The organism is Vibrio palustris, from assembly GCF_024346995.1.
Taxonomy (GTDB): domain Bacteria; phylum Pseudomonadota; class Gammaproteobacteria; order Enterobacterales; family Vibrionaceae; genus Vibrio; species Vibrio palustris.
In genome coordinates this window covers 1,326,828-1,342,779 of sequence record NZ_AP024887.1, presented here as the reverse complement: position 1 = coordinate 1,342,779, position 15,952 = coordinate 1,326,828, and the positions used below count along the sequence as shown (strand labels likewise).

9 protein-coding genes are annotated in these 15,952 nt (G+C 43.9%); 7 read left to right on the top strand and 2 right to left on the bottom strand.

Annotation, left to right across the window (positions count from 1 at the left end; all coding sequences use genetic code 11):
- Positions 1–47: 47 nt before the first annotated feature.
- From OCU30_RS06385 to rmf, 7 genes are all read left to right on the top strand, one after another.
- Complete coding sequence (locus OCU30_RS06385) at positions 48–4,880, top strand: NAD-glutamate dehydrogenase (RefSeq protein WP_077312997.1); 4,833 nt, start codon at positions 48–50, stop codon at positions 4,878–4,880.
- A gap of 73 nt (positions 4,881–4,953) precedes the next feature.
- Positions 4,954–5,964: a quinone-dependent dihydroorotate dehydrogenase gene (pyrD, locus tag OCU30_RS06380; protein ID WP_077312999.1), complete on the top strand. Its 1,011-nt coding sequence runs from the start codon at positions 4,954–4,956 to the stop codon at positions 5,962–5,964.
- A 197-nt stretch (positions 5,965–6,161) separates the two neighbouring features.
- Positions 6,162–6,704 carry a cell division protein ZapC gene (locus OCU30_RS06375; protein WP_077313001.1) on the top strand — a complete coding sequence of 181 codons (543 nt, stop codon included), beginning with the start codon at positions 6,162–6,164 and terminating at the stop codon, positions 6,702–6,704.
- 508 nt (positions 6,705–7,212) lie between these two features.
- On the top strand, positions 7,213–9,339 hold the full coding sequence (rlmKL, locus tag OCU30_RS06370) for a bifunctional 23S rRNA (guanine(2069)-N(7))-methyltransferase RlmK/23S rRNA (guanine(2445)-N(2))-methyltransferase RlmL (RefSeq protein WP_077313003.1): 2,127 nt from the start codon (positions 7,213–7,215) through the stop codon (positions 9,337–9,339).
- 238 nt (positions 9,340–9,577) lie between these two features.
- Positions 9,578–11,497 (top strand): ABC transporter ATP-binding protein, encoded by a 1,920-nt coding sequence (locus tag OCU30_RS06365; protein ID WP_077313005.1) that lies wholly within the window; start codon positions 9,578–9,580, stop codon positions 11,495–11,497.
- A gap of 12 nt (positions 11,498–11,509) precedes the next feature.
- Positions 11,510–13,186, top strand: coding sequence for a DUF3466 family protein (locus OCU30_RS06360; RefSeq protein WP_095532885.1), 1,677 nt, complete (start codon positions 11,510–11,512; stop codon positions 13,184–13,186).
- A 160-nt stretch (positions 13,187–13,346) separates the two neighbouring features.
- Positions 13,347–13,523 carry a ribosome modulation factor gene (rmf, locus tag OCU30_RS06355; RefSeq protein WP_077313008.1) on the top strand — a complete coding sequence of 59 codons (177 nt, stop codon included), beginning with the start codon at positions 13,347–13,349 and terminating at the stop codon, positions 13,521–13,523.
- 183 nt (positions 13,524–13,706) lie between these two features.
- Here the strand turns inward: rmf and fabA are convergent, their stop codons facing one another.
- Both fabA and OCU30_RS06345 read right to left on the bottom strand, forming a co-directional pair.
- Positions 13,707–14,225 (bottom strand): bifunctional 3-hydroxydecanoyl-ACP dehydratase/trans-2-decenoyl-ACP isomerase, encoded by a 519-nt coding sequence (gene fabA / locus OCU30_RS06350; RefSeq protein ID WP_077313010.1) that lies wholly within the window; start codon positions 14,223–14,225, stop codon positions 13,707–13,709.
- 69 nt (positions 14,226–14,294) lie between these two features.
- Positions 14,295–15,944 (bottom strand): S16 family serine protease, encoded by a 1,650-nt coding sequence (locus tag OCU30_RS06345; RefSeq protein ID WP_077313012.1) that lies wholly within the window; start codon positions 15,942–15,944, stop codon positions 14,295–14,297.
- Between the last annotated feature and the right edge of the window lie 8 nt (positions 15,945–15,952).

Below are 15,952 nucleotides of genomic sequence, written 5' to 3'. Positions count from 1 at the left end.
CATTACATGGTATTTATACTAACTATTATGTAATCTTGGAGTTGCTTATGCCCACGCGCGATACTCTCATGCCAGTTCTACTTGAAAAAGTTTATCAATTAATTCAAGACCGATTAGAGCTAGCTCAACAGCCACTTGTTACACAATTGGCTCAACATCTCTTCAGTAATATTTCTCAAGATGATTTAGTCGCTCGTAATGAATCGGACCTCTATGGTGCAATTGTTAGTCTCTGGCATCATATTAACGAAAAACCTTCAGATAGCTTGTCTGTTAGGGTATTTAACCCAACGATCAGTCGCCAAGGCTGGCAATCTACTCACACGATTATTGAAGTTGTTGTGCCTGATTCTCCATTTCTTGTCGATTCCGTCAAAATGACCTTGAGCCGACTCGATTTAACCTCGCATCTCATGCTGAATGGGCCGACACAAATTGCTCGTAAAAAAGATTACAGTGTCACGTCTATTAATCAAGGCAAAGGTGAATGGCATTCATTGTTTCATATCGAAGTGGATCGTCTAAATACGAAAGAAGAGATGGCAGAACTGAAAAACGAGTTGCTGTCGATTTTGCATGACACCGCTTTAGTTGTTCAAGATTGGCAACCAATGGTGAGTCGTCTAAGTAATGTGATTGAGCAACTGGAAAAAGAGCGCCAGCAGATCCCGATCGAAGAGGATCGTTATGAAGAGACGATCGCATTTTTGCGTTGGTTAGGAGACCATAATTTTACCTTTATGGGATACAAAGAATTTGATCTCATTGAAAATGATGGTGAGAGTATCCTTGAGCCGACTTCTGACAAAGGTCTCGGACTCTTTTCCGATACCACGCATATTCGTTCCATTAAGCTTTCCGAGTTTCCTGACCCCGCGCGTTTAGAAGCCAAAAAACCCTATTTATTAATTGTGACGAAAGGGAATAAGCAGTCGCGTATCCATCGTCCAGCTTATACCGATTATATCGGTATCAAAAAGTTCGACAAAAATGGCAAAGTGATTGGTGAGCATCGCTTTACTGGGTTATACACCTCAGCTGTGTATAACCAGAGTGTCGAAAACATTCCTTTAATTAACGAAAAAGTTCAGCGTATTTTAGCGGCAAGTACTTATCGACAAAGCTCTTATGCCTATAAAGCACTGCATAATATTTTAGAAAATTATCCACGTGATGAGCTCCTGCAATCATCGGAAGAAGAGCTATTGGAAGTCGGGACCGGTGTGGTACAGATGCAAGACCGTGACATGCTGCGTTTGTTTGTACGGCGTGACCCATTCGGCCGTTTCTTTAGTTGCATGGTGTATGTGTCCAAAGAGCGCTATAACACTGAGTTACGTCGCCAAACACAACGGATCTTTAAACAATACTTTGGTTGTGATCAAGACGTTGAATTTACGACGTATTTTTCCGAAAGCCCATTGGCGCGAACGCATTATATTGTCCGAGTTGACGATAATAGTATGGAAGTAAATGTAAACAAGATAGAGCGGAATTTAATGGAAGCATCCACCAGCTGGGACGATCGTCTATCAGAGGCGATCATTGCAAACTTCGGGGAGAGTAAAGGACTGCCTTTATCAAAAGAATACATGCGTGCGTTCCCTCGTTCTTATAAAGAAGACATGATGCCTGGGTCTGCGGTTGCCGATATTGAAAGAATGGAAGCGCTTAATGAAACCCATCGTTTAGGTATGTTGTTTTATCGTCCTCAGGAAGAGCAAACCAATTCGAAAGCGGTACGTTTAAAACTCTATCATCGCGCTGAGCCGATTCATCTATCTGATGTGATGCCGATGCTGGAAAATCTAGGTTTACGTGTGATTGGTGAGTCACCTTATGAAGTAGTGAAAACCAATATGCAGACGTATTGGATCCTTGAGTTTTCCATGTTGCATAAAAGCGACAAGGTTGTGGATCTTCGTGAAGCAAGAGATCGTTTTCAGCACGCCTTTGCACAGGTATGGCATGGCGAGCTAGAAAGTGATGGGTTTAACCGTTTGGTATTAAGCTCCGGCCTTACTGGGCGTGAAGTGTCGATACTGCGAGCCTATGCACGATACATGCGCCAAGTGGGTTTCCCATTCAGCCAACAGTATATTGAAGACACTTTACACCATTATCCAGATCTCGCTCGGGCGTTGGTTGATCTGTTTGTTTGCCGTTTTGATCCCGCACTAAAAGGAGCGGAAAAAGGACAGAAAGGCTTAATTGAATCGATCACTGAGCAGTTAGAAAACGTCGATGTTTTGGATGATGATCGTATTATTCGTCGCTATATGGATATGATCATGGCCACGCTGCGGACTAACTATTACCAGTTAGATGAACAACAGCAACCCAAACCATGGTTGGCATTAAAAATGAGTCCAAGAGAGATCCCGGATATCCCTGCGCCTGTGCCAGCGTATGAAATTTTTGTCTATGCGCCTGATATGGAAGGGGTTCATTTACGCGGTGGTAAAGTGGCTCGTGGTGGTTTGCGCTGGTCGGATCGCCAAGAGGATTTCCGTACCGAGATTTTAGGCTTGGTGAAAGCTCAGCAAGTTAAAAACACAGTTATTGTACCGGTTGGGGCGAAAGGCGGATTTGTCTGCAAGAAACAGCCAATGCTATCGAACCGTGATGAAATCTTTGCTGAAGGTCAACGCTGTTATCAACGCTTCATTCATGCGTTATTGGATGTGACTGATAATATCATTGAAGGTCAGTTGATTGCTCCACCACAAGTGGTTCGCCATGATGATGATGACCCGTACTTGGTAGTTGCGGCCGATAAAGGAACGGCAACTTTCTCAGATTTAGCGAATTCGGTATCAAGTGATTATCAGTTTTGGCTGGGGGATGCGTTTGCCTCTGGTGGCTCGAATGGTTATGACCATAAAGCCATGGGGATTACGGCAAAAGGCGCATGGGAATCGGTAAAACGCCATTTCCGTGAAATGGGGATTGATTGTCAAACCACAGACTTCACGGCGATTGGTGTCGGTGATATGGCAGGCGATGTGTTTGGTAATGGTATGCTATTGTCGAAGCATATTCGTCTACAAGCCGCCTTTAACCATATGCACATCTTTATCGATCCTACCCCTGACGCCGCGACAAGCTGGGCTGAGCGTGATCGTTTGTTCGCTTTACCTCGCTCTAGCTGGGAAGATTATGATAAGTCGCTCATTTCCAAAGGTGGTGGCATTTTCTCGCGTAAAGCCAAATCGATTCCATTGAGCGCTGAGATTCAAGCGATGCTCGGGACGAAGAAAGCTGCGCTGCCGCCAAATGAATTGATCCGCATGATCTTAAGCATGAAAGTGGATCTTTTATGGAACGGTGGAATCGGTACCTATGTAAAAGCATCAACGGAAACGCATACTGATGTCGGCGATCGCGCCAATGATGGGCTAAGAATTGATGGTAATCAACTGCAAGCTCGTGTTGTCGGTGAAGGCGGTAATTTAGGTATGACCCAGAAAGGACGTATTGAATACGCTCTGAATGGTGGCCGTGTCAATACCGACTTCGTTGATAACGTGGGTGGTGTGGATTGCTCCGATAATGAAGTAAATATCAAGATATTCTTGAATACGCTGGTGGCCAGTGGTGATTTAACGGTAAAACAACGCAATCAAGTACTAGAGAAAATGGAAGAGGAAGTGGGCGAGATTGTTTTAGAAGATGCTTACTGCCAATCTGAATCCATTTCTGTTTCAGATTATCAAGGCGTGAATGTCGTGAAAGAGCAAATACGCTTTATCCATTCATTAGAGAAAACGGGTTATTTGGATCGCGCACTAGAATACATCCCTGACGATGAAACCTTGCTCAGTCGTGAGAAGAAGGGAGTTGGTCTCACTCGTCCTGAAATAGCGGTATTGGTGGCATACAGTAAGATGTTACTCAAAGAGCAGTTGGCATGCGAAGACATTGCCAGCGATAGTTATCATGCTCAGTTACTGGCAAAATATTTCCCGACAGAGTTACGCCGTCACTATGCGCAAACCATGCCGCAGCATCCATTACGTAAAGAGATCATTGCAACGGCGCTTGCCAATCAGATGGTCAACGAGATGGGGAGTAACTTTGTCGCTCGTTTGCATGACGAAACGGGCGCGGAGACAATCGATATTGCCAATGCGTACGCAGCGACTCGTGAAATTTTTGGCCTGCCGTGGGTATTTGAGCAAATTCGTCGCTTAGATAATGTGGCAACAGCACAGTCACAATATGATGTTATCAAAGTCGTACGCCGTACCTTACGACGCCTCACTCGTTGGATTTTACGCAACCGTCTGGTGAATGTATCCGTTCAAGAGCTCATTGACCGTTATCAAGCCGATGTCACAACGATTATTGAACAGTTGGATAATGTACTCGTTAGTGATGAGATTAATGAGCATAACAAACAAGCAGAGCACTGGGTAGAACAAGGCATTGATAAAGAAACGGCGGCCTATGTTTCTCGACTATCAAGCTTGTATAGTGCACTTGATATTGCGAGTGTAGCGAAAGATCAGCAGCAAAGTGTGGAAAAAACAGCACGTGTTTACTTTAGCCTCGGCGACCGTTTATCTTTGCATTGGTTCTTAAAACAAATCAATCAGCAAGCAGTGGATAATAACTGGCAAGCACTTGCGCGAGCCGCATTTCGCGAAGATCTCGATTGGCAGCAACGTCAACTAACCGCTCAAGTCCTTTCTTGTGATTGTAATCAAGAAATGAGTGTGGCCATTGACCGCTGGATTGATGCTAATCAAGTGGCGTTAAATCGCTGGGAAAATATTCTTAATGAGTTCAAAGTCGGAACGGTGCATGAGTTCGCTAAATTCTCTGTAGCGTTACGAGAATTGATGTTACTCAACTTAAATTGTCAGTCTGTGCAATAATATTTGAATTGTTTGCCAGAGTCGTCAATAATAACGCCCCGTTTACTCGGGGCTTTTTTCTTTCGGAGGCACAATGCTTTACCGCTTAGCCAGAACAGGCTTTTTTCAATTGGATGCTGAAAAGGCACATGATCTTGCCATTCAGAACTTCAAACGTTTCACCGGTACGCCTTTTGAGTTGTGTTACCGTCAGCAACTTCCTCTACGCCCAGTTGAATGCATGGGATTAACCTTCAAAAATCCAGTTGGCTTGGCCGCAGGTCTGGATAAGAACGGTGAGTGTATCGATGCATTTGGCGCGATGGGCTTTGGTTTTGTTGAAGTTGGCACTGTGACTCCGCGTCCTCAATCGGGTAATGATAAACCGCGTTTATTCCGCGTTTTACCAGCAGAAGGCATCATCAACCGTATGGGCTTTAATAATGCGGGCGTTGAGGCATTGGTAGATAACGTCAAACAAGCAAATTTTGATGGTGTTATCGGTATTAATATTGGGAAAAATAAAGACACACCTATTGAAGAAGGGGTCAATGACTACCTTATTTGCATGGAAAAAGTGTACCCACATGCTGGTTATATTGCCGTAAATATTAGTTCTCCGAATACTCCTGGACTGCGGACTTTGCAATATGGTGACATGCTGAATGAATTATTATCAGCATTAAAAGTAAAGCAAGCCGAGTTAGCGGAAGAATATGATAAATACGTACCACTTGCCTTAAAAATTGCGCCGGATTTAAGTGATGATGAAATCACACAGATTTGTCAGTCATTGATTGATAATAGTATCGATGGCGTGATTGCAACCAATACAACCCTAGATCGTAGTTCTGTGGAAGGACTGAAACATGGACGTGAAACGGGTGGACTCAGTGGACGGCCGTTAACATCACGGAGTACTCAAGTAGTTAAGCGTCTTTATCAAGAATTAGGTGAAGAAGTGCCTATCATTGGCGTAGGGGGGATTGATGATTATGTCTCAGCGAAAGAAAAACTGCTTGCCGGGGCTAAATTAATTCAAGTCTATAGTGGGTTTATTTATAAAGGACCAAAATTGGTCAAAGATATCGTGACGCACTTGTAACGGTAAGCCGACAAAATAACACACAGCATCTTTAGCACAGAATTATCATAAGTGACAAGGTGACTTTATGAGGAAATGACGCGTTCATTTCCTCTTTTTTTTTATTGCCTCACTAATAGAATTACCTCTATTCATTGGCAAAGGTAATTAAGCGTTTACCTAAAATCCAAAAATGATGAGCGTATCGAGAGGAAACAATGCTTAAACCCAGTGATAAATGGAATTGGTACTACTCAGATGATGAAGGTCATTTGATGATGGAACTGGACGATAATATGTTATTCCGTACCAACCTTAGTCGTAAGGTACTTGTTGAATGTGCATTCCACCCATCGTCATTTTCTGTTGATGATGCGTCAGATTACCAAACCTTTAAAGAACACATTGCATACTTACCGCTCAGTGAACCTCGTAAAGCGGAGCTGGCTCTGTATTGCGTGGCAGCGAAGCGTTTCCATAAGCCGGTACAGCCTAAGAGCTGGTTCTTTTCACACCAAGGGCAGGGCTGTGAGCCTGAAATGGGCGATATTGTTAGTTTAGTGAACGACATCAATGAAGGTCACTTTATTGTCCTCGATGTCGGCAATAATGCCAGTCTTTGTGCGCTCGTGGATTTAGAAGACTTTAGTCTTAATGGGTCAAAGTCTTTAGCGTTTGGTCAAGTGATAAAAGTAATGCATGACCGTATGGCCTGTGCCAACCACATATTGACGACCGACACTATTGCTTTAGTGGGATAGCCTTCATCAAACTGATTTCGATACCGCCTCAATTTCACGCTTACCTCTTCCTTCGATCGGCTTAATGCCGATTTTTTTTATCGGCTTATTGAACCTCCTACGTTAGATTTTCCTCTCTAATGACTGAAACCGCACTCTATTGACTGTATTACGATGTAATAATGCACACAGTTGTGTGAGAATTGTGCAAAATTATTCATACAGCCTCGTTAATAAGTGACAAAATTCATACAACTACCGCCTCAGTTGTGACCTAAATATTCCGCTTTTATCGTTTTATGTCATTATTTTTTAACGCTAAATACTATCTGGTATATACCAATTTTGATGTGAATATTTAGTCACTATTAGTTTGGGTAACTTAATCTTCGCCGCGAGACATAGACGAATAGACTGGTGACGGGTTAAGCGATTACGAGCGGATTTGATGAAAAAGATGGATTAGATTTAGGCATGGCCTTTAATGTCGGTTATAATCACAGACCATTTTTACCATTCGAAGAGCACTATGAATCAGTATCTGGCGGTTACGTCTAACGGACTTGAGAACTTGTTAGTTGAAGAGCTAACACAATTAGGCATTACCAATGCAAAACCGGTACAAGCCGGCGTGAAATTTAAAGCAACTAACGAACAAATTTATCGTTGCTGCTTGTGGAGCCGTATCGCTTCTCGTTTTGTACGCATTGTGTCTGAGTTCACCTGTCAAGATGATATGGATTTGTATCTTGCCACTTCGGCAGTGAACTGGGTAAATCACTTTCACAGTTCGAAGCGTTTTGTTGTCGATTTCAACGGTACCAATCGCGAAATCCGCAATAGCCAATACGGTGCAATGAAAGTCAAGGATGGGGTGGTTGATTGCTTTACCAAGAAGAATTTGCCGCGTCCATCGATTGATAAAGACAATGCTGATGTTCGTATCCACGTTCGTTTGCACAAAGATAATGCGTTACTCGGTATTGATATGGTCGGACCTGGCTTGCATATCCGAGGTTACCGTCCGGAGTCGGGTCGCGCACCACTGCGTGAAACTCTAGCGGCTGCCATCATTATGCGTAGTGGCTGGACCGCTGATAAACCTTTATTAGATCCGATGTGTGGTTCAGGGACGTTATTGATAGAGGCTGCGATGATTGCTGCCAATATGGCGCCAGGAGTCAAACGCCAAAAGTGGTGTTTTGAATCATTAGAAGATTTTGAACCTGAGGTCTGGGCTGAGATAAAAGCAGAAGCGAATGTTCAGGCACGTCGGGGAGTCAAAAAAGTTGACGCTCAATTCTTTGGTCGTGACAATGATGAACGTGTGCTCCAAGTCGCTCGTGATAACGCCCGCCGCGCTGGTGTTGAGCATTTGATTGATTTTGCAGTGAGTGATGCGGCTACCGTACAGCGCCCAGCACAATTTGATAACGGTGTTGTTGTATGTAACCCTCCATATGGAGAGCGCTTAGGTTCTCATCCTGGTCTGATTGCTTTGTACACGGCATTCGGTGCGCAGCTCAAATCTGAATTTGGCGGCTGTACAGCCTCTATATTTTCGAGTTCAGATGAGTTACTAAGTTGTTTGCGCATGCGTGCTGACAAGCAATTTAAAATGAATAATGGTGCGTTACAGTGTAGCTTAAAAAATTATGGTATCACTGGCCGTGTTAATGAAGACAGTCGTGGTCAGCAGCAAGAAAGTTTGGTCGCGCCCGACTTTGCTAACCGTCTCAAGAAGAATGTGGCAAAAATTGGTAAATGGGCAAAACGTGAAGGTTTGGACTGTTACCGTGTGTACGATGCTGATTTGCCGGAATACAACGTAGCGATTGACGTGTATTTGGATCACTTAGTGATTCAAGAGTACGCTGCACCTAAAGATATTCCGGAAGAAAAAGCAAAGCGTCGGCTGACTGATATCATTCGTGCTGCGATTCAAGTGCTTAACATGGACGCGAATAACGTTGTGATGAAAGTGCGTGAAAAGCAAAAAGGCACGTCGCAATATCAAAAGTTAAGCCAAGAATCCCATACAATGATTGTTCACGAGTATGGCGTGAAGCTGGCGGTGAACTTGTATGATTATTTAGATACTGGACTGTTCTTAGATCATAAACTTACTCGTCGTAAGTTAGGGGAAATGGCAGTCGGTAAAGACTTCCTTAATCTGTTTGCTTACACAGGATCGGCAACTGTGCATGCAGCTTGTGGCGGTGCGCGTTCAACAACCACCGTTGATATGTCAAAAACGTATTTGGCATGGGCACAAGAGAATATGACTTTAAATGGTCAAGTAGGACGTCAGCATCAATACGAGCAGGCCGATTGTCTACAGTGGCTGGAAAGTGCACAAGGTCAATATGATCTTATCTTTATCGATCCGCCGACGTTCTCTAACTCAAAACGCATGTCAGGAACCTTTGATGTGCAGCGTGATCATATTGATGTATTAGCTCAACTAAAACGTCTTCTCCGTCCCGATGGTGTCATTGTATTCTCGAATAACAAGCGCCAATTCAAAATGGATAATGAAGGGTTGGAAGCATTGGGCTTGCATGCGCAGAACATTTCCTCGCAGACGTTACCGCTCGATTTTGCGCGAAATAAAAACATTCACAATTGTTGGATTGTCACGCATCAATCGGCATAAGCCATAATACGTAAGACGCCGCTTCTCATTTAAGCGGCGTCTTGTTATACCAACAGGTTGTTGTTTGCTTTTAAGCAATATTACCTGTTCACAGGTTTCATAATAAGGTTACCCAGTGTTGCGTTGGTGTGGTTGGTTTTCTGTTACCATGTCACTTTTCTTCATGCTCCTATCAGAGCGGCACCGCTGGTGGACCTTTCATTTTCAACAAATAACTCCAATGGTTAAATAAAATACAATGGCATTGATTACTATCAATAATGGATTACTGGCATTTGGCGACCATCCATTACTCGACGGTGCAGATTTCGCACTGCAAGAAAATGAACGTGTCTGTTTAGTTGGGCGTAATGGCGCAGGTAAATCGACGCTAATGAAAATCTTAGCCGGTAATATCATTCTCGACGACGGCAAGATGCAGATAACGCAAGACGTGGTTGTCTCTCGTTTGGAACAAGATCCACCTCGTGATCAAGCAGGGTCGGTCTATGACTACGTCAGTGGTGGCCTTCAAGAAGTCGGCGAACAACTGAAAACCTATAATCATTTGCTCGATATCATTGCAGAAGATCCATCAGAGAAAAACTTTAATAAATTATCTGCAGTTCAAGAGCAATTGGATCATAGCGGTGGTTGGCGTTTTGAAGAACGCATTAACAACGTTTTGTCCTCTTTGAAGCTGGAAGGTCAAACTCTGCTAACGGAACTATCCGGTGGTTGGCAGCGCAAAGCGGCTTTAGCTCGCGCTTTGGTGTGTGATCCTGATGTGTTACTCCTTGATGAGCCAACTAACCACTTAGATGTGGGTACCATTGAATGGCTGGAAGGATTTCTAAAAGATTTCCGTGGTTCTATTATTTTTATTTCCCATGACCGTACGTTTATTAAATCCATGGCGACACGCATTGTCGATTTGGATCGCGGTAAATTAGCGTCATTCCCTGGGGATTATGAAAACTACTTGGTTGCCAAAGAAGAAGCGCTGCGCGTTGAAGAAATGCAAAATGCTGAATTTGACAAAAAGCTGGCCCAAGAAGAAGTTTGGATTCGCCAAGGCATTAAAGCCCGTCGTACTCGTAATGAAGGCCGTGTAAGAGCCCTTAAACAGCTACGTGAAGAGCGTAATCAACGTCGTGAAGTGCAGGGTAAAGTAAACCTACAAATCGATGACGGAACCCGTTCTGGTAAAATTGTGTTTGAAGCGGAACACCTAAGTTATGCAATCGAGACTAAGACGCTAATCGATGATTTCTCGTTTACTATTCAGCGTGGTGATCGCATCGCTCTTATTGGTCCAAATGGGTGTGGTAAGAGTACCTTACTGAAACTATTGCTCGAAAAATTAGCTCCGGATAGTGGTTTCGTGCGGTGTGGTACGAAATTAGATGTCGCTTACTTTGACCAATATCGTGAGATTCTTGATCCAGAGAAATCGGTCATTGATAACCTTGCTGATGGTAAGCAAGAAGTGATGGTCGGCGGACGTCAGCGTCATGCCTTAAGTTATCTACAAGATTTCTTATTTGCCCCTAAACGTGCGCGTACTCCAGTTAAAGCTTTGTCTGGCGGTGAAAAAAACCGTTTGTTATTAGCTCGTATCTTCCTACGTTCAAACAATTTATTGATTCTTGATGAGCCAACCAACGATTTAGATATCGAAACATTGGAACTTTTAGAAGATTTACTTGCCAATTATCAAGGCACATTACTGCTGGTCAGTCACGATCGTGAATTTGTCGATAATACCGTGACTACTAGTTGGATTTTTGAAGGTAATGGTCAGATTGAAGAGTTTGTCGGTGGGTACCATGATGCGCAGCAACAGCGTAAGCAAGTGAAAGAAACGCGTCATCAGGAACCTGAACGTCAGGAAAATGTTAAACAGGTTGAGGAACCTCGCAAAACAGCAGAGCCGAAGCCGAAAGCGAAGAAATTATCTTATAAACTGCAGCGCGAATTGGAAGATCTACCCCAAACTCTGGAACGACTAGAGTCTGAACTCAATACGCTTCAGGAAGAAGTCAATACTCCTGAGTTTTTCGCAAAATCTGTAGAAGAGACTCAACCCATTTTAGACAAGTTGGCTGCCAAAGAGCAGGAGCTTGACGTTGCTTTTGAACGCTGGGAAGAGCTGGAAGCAATTCAACAGGACAGTTAAGACATTAAATTTATGGAACACAAAACATTTAAAAGAACGTGCGTATCGGTAGCGATCCTTTTGGCCTCCACGCACGCATCCGCAGCTCTCTACCAAGTGGTAGAGAGTACGCCATCAGTCAATGGTTATGAAAGTGCCTACGGCGTTGCTATTACGCAAGGCACAGATGGTTCAAACAGTGATGAAGGCTGTTTTTCTGCAAGCGCCACAAGCTGTGATACCGCAGATTTTCCAATGGCATTAGAAACGCGAGCGAAAAAACCGAATGGCGGACAAGCGGTTGATGGTGTGGGTTACAATCAAGAAGCCCCGTTTGGTATTGATAACGCGTTTGAGTATGTCGATACACAAGACGATTTTGAAGATTACTGTGACAGCCAATTGCGGTACGCCACCTGTGAATCTTGGGCGTCGACTCGTTGGCAGGCGTGGAACTTAGGCTCAGTGAATGCACGTAGCTTCATTGAACAGACCCAAGTCGGTGATGACTCGCATAATACTGTGATTAATCATTTGGATGAAAATGGTAATGCGGTTGGCGTACAGCAAGAATTTGGCCCCGCTGCAATTACGCGTGCTGGTGGTGTGCAGGGCGCATACAGTAATAGCGATTTTAACGACCCAACGGGCGATCAGGTACGTGCGTTTGATACGGATGGTACGTTTGTATCGGGCAGTATCGGCACTACCGATACCGTTCGTAATGGGAGTTTTGCGAAAAGCAAAGCCGCATTATGGTCTACTGACGGTTCTCAGCAAGTTCAATTAAACTGGGGATCCGGCGTTGAAGCGGATGGCAACGAGCATGATCAACTTGCTCAAGCGAGTATGCGCAGCTTTGAAGTGATTGATGGCAAAATTTACGGTGTAGGTTATACCACGGTAGATGATGACAAGAATTTCTATATGCGTGCCGCCGTATTCACGGCTGATAAAAACTCGTGGACTAGTGCATCGGATTGGTCGACGAAAATGGTGACTGGCAACGATATCAACGACGATGATGTGTACAGTAACAGCCGTTTAACGGATATCAATACCAACAAAGTCGCGATTGGTGAAGCCAAGCGTTTTGGTAATAAACCGGAAAATCGCGCTGCGGTACAACGTCTCTTTGTCATGCCGAATGTGGATAATTCCGGCTCTGAACAATTCTTATCCGGTGGCATCTTCTTTAGTGGCGCCGGTGGCAAAGCGGAAGCGATCAATAATTACAATGAAATAGTTGGACAGATTGATACTGAGAATAACGCCGAGATTGATGGTAAAGTTCGTCGTAAACGTGCGTTCATTTATCCGTATAATGGTAATGGCACCAATGCTGCACGTCGCAACCTATTTAATGGTAAAGGTTGGTGGCTAGATAACTTAACCAACGGTGGTCAATTCTCTAACAGCAATAACCAATATCGTATTATTGATGCTGCGGATATTAACGATGCCGGTGTGATTGCGGCTACAGCATTGAAATGTACTGGTGGCTATCAAACCACGGCGTATAACTCACGCTGTGATGGCACCGAGCAAGTTGTAGCTGTGAAATTGCTCCCAATTTCTGGTGCAACGTCTAGTGATATTAAAACTCGCCCAGAGGACACACAGAGCGTCTCTCGCAGTGGAGGCGGCGGTAGTATTGGCTGGGGAGCTTTGACTTTACTCGCATTATTCGGGTTCCGTCGTAAGAAATAAAATTTTTGTCAATAAGGGCATGAAGTCACAAAATGACGTCATGCCTTTTTTTTCGTCTTGTATCCATCCGTGTTTTGAGCAATTCTAAATACGTGGTCACGAAAGTGACGCATAGCGGTAATTATTTTGTAACACGAAATACTGTAAGAGGGCTCCAAGTATGAAGAGACAAAAGCGTGATCGCCTAGAAAGAGCACAATCTCAAGGCTATAAAGCAGGGATTAATGGTCGTTCTCAAGAGATGTGTCCTTACTCGCAACAACTCGATGCCCGTTCCTATTGGTTGGGTGGTTGGCGTGATGCTCGAGAAGATAAAAACATGGGTCTCTTTAAGTAATAGAGTGGAATCGACATAACAGACTTACTATCGTTATTCCTTCACAGGAAGTTTAAGCCCCTTATCACAGGGGCTTTTTCTATTCTGGGCAATTAATATCAGCCATTTTAACGCACTATAACTAAATGTATATAGCCAATAAAAACGGTGCATTAAGCACCGTTTTATCACTTAAACAATCAACTAGAATGCAGACGTGTCTGTAAACAAGCCAACTTTTAAATCTTTTGCTGCGTAAATCTCTTTACCATCGACTAAAACACGGCCATCGGCTAGGCCCATTACTAGTCGACGATTCACAACGCGTTTCATGTGAATTTCATAAGTGACTTTTTTCGCTGTTGGTAGGATTTGGCCTGTAAACTTAACTTCACCAACACCAAGCGCACGGCCTTTCCCTTTGCCGCCGACCCAGCCAAGGAAAAAACCAACCAGTTGCCACATCGCATCCAAACCTAGACAACCAGGCATCACAGGATCACCCGGGAAGTGACAGTCAAAGAACCAAAGATCTGGAGTAATATCCAGTTCGGCAACAATTAGACCTTTGCCATAATCGCCTTCAGTTTCAGACATTTTAGCGACACGATCCATCATCAACATGTTTGGCGCTGGTAGTTGTGGGTATCCAGGGCCGAATAGCTCACCACGGCTAGAAGCGAGTAAGTCGTCACGGTTGTATGAATCTCGTTTATTCTGCATTATCAATTACTCCAATTTTTGATAGGTGCATGTTAGTGAACACCTGTACGCCAAACAACTCCGATCAGTTTAAAACAGCTTGTTTTTAATCCGTTCAAACCAAGTGTCGGGCGTATCGTCTTTGTCAAAATTATCAATACGATCTGCAATACGGCGCAGTACATTGTCTTTTTCTTGTTTTCCGCGAAAAGGGGTTGCCAACAAGATAGGCATAACATCATCGACGGTTTCTACTGGCCATATTGAAAACTGACCTTGTTTAATACTTTCTACTACTGTCGGGTGCAGCGCAAGATGTTTCAAGTTACTTGCCGGCATAATCACCCCTTGGTGACCCGTGAATCCCTGATGTTCACACACACGATAAAAACCTTCAATCTTTTCGTTGAGACCACCAACGGCTTGTACACGACCGAATTGGTCAACAGCACCCGTCACGGCTTTTTGTTGATCGATAGGAAGCCCAGAAAGAGCGCTCACCCATGCACATAACTCAGCGAGGGAAGCGCTGTCACCGTCGACTTCACTATAAGACTGCTCAAATACAACTGAAGCAGAAAAAGGCAAGGGGACATCTAAATCAAGTGCGCTACTTACAAATGCTTGCATGATCATCATGCCTTTGGCATGCAAACTGCCACCAAGCTCAACTTTTCTTTCTACATCTGAAATATCACCATCACCAAAGTGAACGACGCAAGATATACGTGCCGGCTCACCATAAGACAGTGGATGCCCAGCCACGTCTACGACGGTTAAGGCGTTCACTTGGCCAATTTGCTTACCATCGGTTTCAATAATCACTTGGCCATCAAGAATGTCATCCATGGCTCGCTGAGGTAAGTAAGAAGCACGGTCATAACGTTGTCGTATAACGGCTTCTACATCAAGCGCTTCAATGGTTTTACCTTGAGTGTAACCTTTACATTCGGCAAGTATAGAACGATGCCATAATAGACACAGCGGGGCGTAATTCTGATCTTCAGTATAGCGAGCACCTGCTTTCATTAACGTATGAATGGCCTCTGTTGTTAAAGTAGGCAGGTCATAGAGACGACACAACCATTTTAAAAAGCCAAGGTAATCTAACAAAGTTTCAGCATTTAACTTAATGTCTGGTTCTAATTCACTAAATAAGCATAAGCCAGCGTGAATATCTGCATCTAAATAATCCACATCACCAAGCTGAGTGCGATCACCTAATACAATGACACGGATATCGAAACGACGACGTGGCAATTGCAAAATGGGCGACTCTGGATCACAATTTATAGGTGAAGATTCTTCGCCCAATATGGCCGCTTTCAACGCTGGCCAGTATTTAGGGTTCGCCAATAACAAATTCGCTGATACGATTAGATAACCACCATCGGCTTGTTCAAGCAACCCAGGGATATGTTGAGTCACCGCACCATGGTTAGCCTTAATTTGACCGAATATATCGGCCATGTTTAATGTCTCTGTACGAAGAACCGGACAACGACCTTGCAGACTATGTTGTAATGACTGTTCGATATGCTGTCGATATATCGAATTATCGGGGGCATTAATCAATAGTAGGCGGGTGAAGCCTTCCATTTCGATGAACTGAGAAAGCGTTGCTGCTAAGCGAGGTTGTACCTCGAGCAGTGTTTTTTCTGGTATAGAAGAATATTGAGCAAACTGCGCTTCATATTCATCATATTGAGGCGTTACTGAACGCCAAATATCTTGAGTCATTGAAATGT

What these genes read in the sequence shown, in the direction of transcription:
- fabA (WP_077313010.1), bottom strand. Translation starts at nt 14,225, where the DNA reads ATGCAGAATAAACGAGATTCATACAACCGTGACGACTTACTCGCTTCT.
- OCU30_RS06375 (WP_077313001.1), top strand. Translation starts at nt 6,162, where the DNA reads ATGCTTAAACCCAGTGATAAATGGAATTGGTACTACTCAGATGATGAA.
- OCU30_RS06360 (WP_095532885.1), top strand. Translation starts at nt 11,510, where the DNA reads ATGGAACACAAAACATTTAAAAGAACGTGCGTATCGGTAGCGATCCTT.
- rlmKL (WP_077313003.1), top strand. Translation starts at nt 7,213, where the DNA reads ATGAATCAGTATCTGGCGGTTACGTCTAACGGACTTGAGAACTTGTTA.
- pyrD (WP_077312999.1), top strand. Translation starts at nt 4,954, where the DNA reads ATGCTTTACCGCTTAGCCAGAACAGGCTTTTTTCAATTGGATGCTGAA.
- OCU30_RS06345 (WP_077313012.1), bottom strand. Translation starts at nt 15,944, where the DNA reads ATGACTCAAGATATTTGGCGTTCAGTAACGCCTCAATATGATGAATAT.
- rmf (WP_077313008.1), top strand. Translation starts at nt 13,347, where the DNA reads ATGAAGAGACAAAAGCGTGATCGCCTAGAAAGAGCACAATCTCAAGGC.
- OCU30_RS06365 (WP_077313005.1), top strand. Translation starts at nt 9,578, where the DNA reads ATGGCATTGATTACTATCAATAATGGATTACTGGCATTTGGCGACCAT.
- OCU30_RS06385 (WP_077312997.1), top strand. Translation starts at nt 48, where the DNA reads ATGCCCACGCGCGATACTCTCATGCCAGTTCTACTTGAAAAAGTTTAT.